Origin of the sequence: Streptomyces poriferorum (assembly GCF_019399235.1) — a bacterium.
In the GTDB taxonomy this organism is placed as follows: Bacteria; Actinomycetota; Actinomycetes; order Streptomycetales; family Streptomycetaceae; genus Streptomyces; species Streptomyces poriferorum.
In genome coordinates this window covers 1-4752 of sequence record NZ_JAELVH010000393.1, presented here as the reverse complement: position 1 = coordinate 4752, position 4752 = coordinate 1, and the positions used below count along the sequence as shown (strand labels likewise).

Below are 4752 nucleotides of genomic sequence, written 5' to 3'. Positions count from 1 at the left end.
CAAGCTCACGCCGGCTCTCCCTGTACTTCGTGGTGTCTCCGAGACGATCCTATGGTACCCAGTACCCTTCGTAAAGGTACCCAGTGTCGGATGCGCGATTCCGATGCTACGTTTCCGGCATGACCGATGACCGCGGGCCGGCCAAGAAGCCCCCCATGCGTGACGTGCTCGCCGAGGCGGCCTTCGCGCTCTTCATGGAGCGCGGGTTCGAGCGGACCACGGTGGACGACATCGTCGCCAGCGCAGGGGTGGGGCGCCGGTCGTTCTTCCGGTACTTCCCCTCGAAGGAGGACGCGGTCTTCCCCGACCACGAGCGGTGCCTCGCGGACATGACCGCGTTCCTGGAGGCCGCCGGGGAAGGCGATCCGGTGGAGGCGGTGTGCGACGCGGCCCGGCTGGTCCTGCGGATGTACGCGGAGAAGCCGGAGTTCTCCGTGCAGCGCTACGGGCTCACCCGGGAGGTGCCCGGTCTGCGTACCTATGAGCTCTCCGTCGTGCGCCGCTACGAGCGGACCATGGCCGGGTACCTGGAGCGCCGGTGGGCCGGCGCCCCCGATGCCGCCCTGCGTGCGGAGGTGATCGCCGCTTCGGTGGTCGCGGCGCACAACAACGGGCTGCGGTCCTGGCTGCGTTCGGGTGGCCGGGGCGACGCCGGCGCCGAGGTCGACCGGGCGCTCGAACTCGTCCGCGCCGTGTGGGGATCGGCCGCCGAGCGGCCCCCCGCGCCGGCCGCCGAGGACGAGGTGATCGTGATGATCGCGCCGAAGGGCGCCCCGATGTGGCGCGTCGTGCAGCGCGTCGAAGCGGCTCTCGACGAGGAACGCGGCACCACTGAGAGGTAGTTCACTCGACGGTTCGCATTCATCGGCACTCAGTACCTTTACTTCGTGGAACTAAGTGCCATACGGTGCCGGTGTGTCGTCGCCGGAGGTCCGGCGCACCCAACCGAGCGCGGGAGGCCGAGACGTGTTCATCACCGGAATCGACGTGGAGCCCACTGCTCACGACGCAGTGGAGCCGTGCAGCACGGAGGGTCTGGTCTACCAGGTGTGCCGATGGTGCGGCACCGCATCCTTCCGCAAACTCCTGTGCCCCGTCTGCGCGTCGAGCGACCTGGAGTCGGAGCAGAGCGACGGACACGGCGTCGTCGTGCGGTCCAGCGTCGTGAACCGCTACTCGCGGGTCATGCGCAACGAGTCCCTGGTCCGTTTCCCCGAAGGCTTCGTGTACCGCTGCCGCATCGTGGGCGCGGCTCCGCACCTGGTGAGCGTCGGCGACCGGGTCCGGCCCGTCGGCGGCAAGACCTCCGAAGCGGGCGAAGTGGTACTCGAACTGTGCGACCCGCCCGGAATGGCCGACTGGTACGCGTGAGCCGGCGCCGTCACGCCTCCAGGTAGCGCAGCACCGCGAGGATCCGCCGGTTGTAGCCGGTGGTGTGCGCCGGCCCCAGCTTGTCGAAGACCGCGTTGGCCCGGCACCGGAGTGCTTGGCGGCGTTCGTCACGGACTCCGACACGACGAAGTACGCGGCAGTCTCCACCGACTGCGGTAGCGGCCCGGACACGTCGTACGCCACCCGGACGGGCAGGGCGCACCGTTCCGCCACCCCGCCCAGCGCCTCCCGCAGCCCCAGACTGTCGAGCGCGGTCGGATAGACGCGCCAGGCCACCTCGCGCAGTTCGGCGACCACCTCGTCCGACTCGGCGGCCAGGAATCCCGCATCGGCGGCGGTATGCGGATTGCCGTCCGACGCCGGTGCGGTGGTCCGTACGTCCGTACTGCGGTTTCCCGCAGGGGGCGGGCAGTCGCCGCCCCGTGCGCGTGGCCTGCCGCTCCCGGGACGGGGTCCGAGTCATCCGATGAACCCTGCGCAGCACCCTTCTCCCGGCGGGTTCGCGCCGCTACCATCGGGACGCGAATGGGAGCGCTCCCACATCTGTACCCGCCCCGTACCGCCGCTGTCGGCGGTCTCGTTCGGAGAGGACGTTTCCGTGCGCTCAAGCGCCAGACCCTTTGCCGCCCTCCTGGCAGCACTCACTCTTACCGCCGGTCTCTTCGCCACCGGCGCCCCGGCATCGGCGCGAGCCAACGATGTCGTGCCGGCAGCCGAAGCATCCGATGTGTCCTTGGCCGCGGACACGTACGACTGGAAGAACGTCCGCATCGACGGCGGTGGTTTCGTCCCCGGGATCGTCTTCAACCGGTCGGAGAAGAACCTCGCCTACGCCCGCACCGACATCGGCGGCGCCTACCGCTGGGACCAGGCGGGCAAGCAGTGGACCCCGCTGCTCGACTGGGTGGACTGGGACCACTGGGGCTGGACCGGCGTGGTGAGTCTCGCCTCCGACTCGGCCGACCCGGACAACGTGTACGCCGCCGTGGGCACGTACACCAACAGCTGGGACCCGAACAACGGCGCTGTGCTGCGTTCGTCGGACCGGGGCGCCAGCTGGAAGGCGACCGAGCTCCCCTTCAAGATCGGCGGGAACATGCCGGGCCGCGGCATGGGTGAGCGCCTCGCGGTCGACCCGAACAAGAACTCCGTGCTGTACCTCGGCGCCCCCAGCGGCAACGGCCTTTGGCGGTCCACCGATTCGGGGGCGACCTGGTCCGAGGTGACGGCGTTCCCGAACCCGGGCAACTACGCCCAGGACCCGACCGACACCAGCGGGTACGGCAATGACAACCAGGGCATCGTCTGGGTGACCTTCGACGAGCGCACCGGCAGCGCGGGCAGCGCGACCCAGGACATCTACGTGGGCGTCGCCGACAAGGACAACACCGTCTACCGCTCGACCGACGGTGGTGTCACCTGGTCGCGGATCGCCGGGCAGCCGACCGGATACCTGTCCCACAAGGGCGTACTCGACTCGGACAACGGCTATCTGTATCTGACGCTCAGTGACACCGGCGGGCCGTACGACGGCGGCAAGGGCCGGATCTGGCGCTACGCCACCGCCACCGGTGGGTGGACGGACGTGAGCCCGGTCGCCGAGGCGGACACGTACTACGGATTCAGCGGACTGTCCGTGGACCGGCAGCACCCCGGGACGCTGATGGCGACCGCGTACAGCTCCTGGTGGCCGGACACCCAGATCTTCCGCTCCACGGACAGCGGGGCGACCTGGACGCAGGCCTGGGACTACAGCAGTTACCCGAACCGCACCAACCGCTTCACCCAGGACGTCTCCTCCGTGCCGTGGCTGACCTGGGGCGCCAACCCGGCACCGCCCGAGACCACGCCCAAGCTGGGCTGGATGACGGAGGCGCTGGAGATCGACCCGTTCGACTCCAACCGGATGATGTATGGCACCGGCGCCACGATCTACGGCACCGAGAACCTCACGAACTGGGACTCCGGGAGTCAGTTCAAGATCACGCCGATGGTCAAGGGCCTTGAGGAGACGGCCGTCAACGACCTGGCGAGCCCGCCGTCCGGCGCTCCGCTGCTCAGCGCGCTCGGCGACATCGGAGGCTTCCGGCACACCGATCTCGACGCCGTGCCCGGCATGATGTTCACCTCGCCCAACCTCACCTCGACGACCAGCCTCGACTTCGCGGAGGCGAGCCCCAACACCGTCGTACGGGTCGGCAGCGCCGACGCCGCCCCGCACATCGGCTTCTCCACGGACAACGGGTCCAACTGGTTCCAGGGTTCCGAGCCCGCCGGAGTAACCGGCGGCGGCACGGTCGCGGCGGCGGCCGACGGCAGCGGATTCGTGTGGAGCCCGGAGGGAGCGGGTGTGCACCGCACCACCGGATTCGGGAGTTCATGGTCGGCGTCCACCGGCATCCCGGCCGGAGCGACCGTCGAGTCCGACCGGAAGAACCCCAAGAAGTTCTACGGGTACAAGGCCGGCACCTTCTACGTCTCGACGGACGGCGGCGCCACCTTCACCGCGAAGGCGGCGGCCGGCCTGCCCGTCGAGGGCAACGTCCGCTTCAAGGCCGTGCCGGGCATCGAAGGCGATGTGTGGCTGGCGGGCGGCAGTGCGACCGGGGCCTACGGGCTGTGGCACTCCACCGACTCGGGCGCGACGTTCACGAAGCTGTCCGGGATCGGGCAGGCGGACTCGGTCGGCTTCGGCAAGGCGGCCGCGGGAGCCTCCTACCAGACGCTCTTCGTGACCGCGAAGATCGGCGGTGTGCGTGGCGTCTTCCGTTCCACGGACGCGGGTTCGACGTGGACCCGGATCAACGACGACGCCCATCAGTGGGGTTGGATCGGGGCCTCCATCACCGGTGACCCGAGGGTGTACGGGCGGGTGTACGTCTCGACCAACGGCCGCGGAATCATGTACGGCGACTCCTCGGACGGTGACGGGGGCGGCACGGACCCGGGCACGGATCCCGGAACCGACCCCGGAACCGACCCGGGGAACCCGCCCGGGGACGGGGCCTGTTCGGTGAAGTACAAGGTCACCAACCAGTGGTCCGGCGGCTTCCAGGCCGATGTGACGCTCACCAACACCGGGACCGAGGCCCTGGACGGCTGGCAGCTCGGCTGGACGTTCGCGGACGGACAGAAGGTCACCCAGATGTGGAACGCGACGCCCACGCAGGACGGGGCGAAGGTGAAGGCCGCCAGCATCGCCTGGAACGGCAAGGTTGCGCCGGGGGCCTCGGTGGGCTTCGGCTTCACGGGCACCCTGGCGGGCGGCAACGCCGCGCCGGCCGCGTTCGCCCTGGGCGACGAGGCCTGCGCCACCGGCTGACGGAGGGGCAGAGGGGACGGGGGGGTGCCCCTATGTCT

General features: G+C 69.8%; 3 protein-coding genes. All 3 read left to right on the top strand.

The features are described from left to right. Positions 1 to 119: 119 nt before the first annotated feature. The 3 genes from JGS39_RS36640 (at position 120) to JGS39_RS36630 (ending at position 4714) form a co-directional block, all read left to right on the top strand. Positions 120 to 842 carry a TetR family transcriptional regulator gene (locus JGS39_RS36640; protein WP_219574090.1) on the top strand — a complete coding sequence of 241 codons (723 nt, stop codon included), beginning with the start codon at positions 120 to 122 and terminating at the stop codon, positions 840 to 842. Positions 843 to 966: 124 nt separating this feature from the next. After that, complete coding sequence (locus JGS39_RS36635) at positions 967 to 1371, top strand: Zn-ribbon domain-containing OB-fold protein (protein WP_219574089.1); 405 nt, start codon at positions 967 to 969, stop codon at positions 1369 to 1371. Positions 1372 to 1990: 619 nt separating this feature from the next. Next, a complete protein-coding gene (locus JGS39_RS36630) occupies positions 1991 to 4714 on the top strand; it encodes a cellulose binding domain-containing protein (protein WP_372456188.1) in 2724 nt (907 codons plus the stop codon). Positions 4715 to 4752 lie beyond the last annotated feature (38 nt).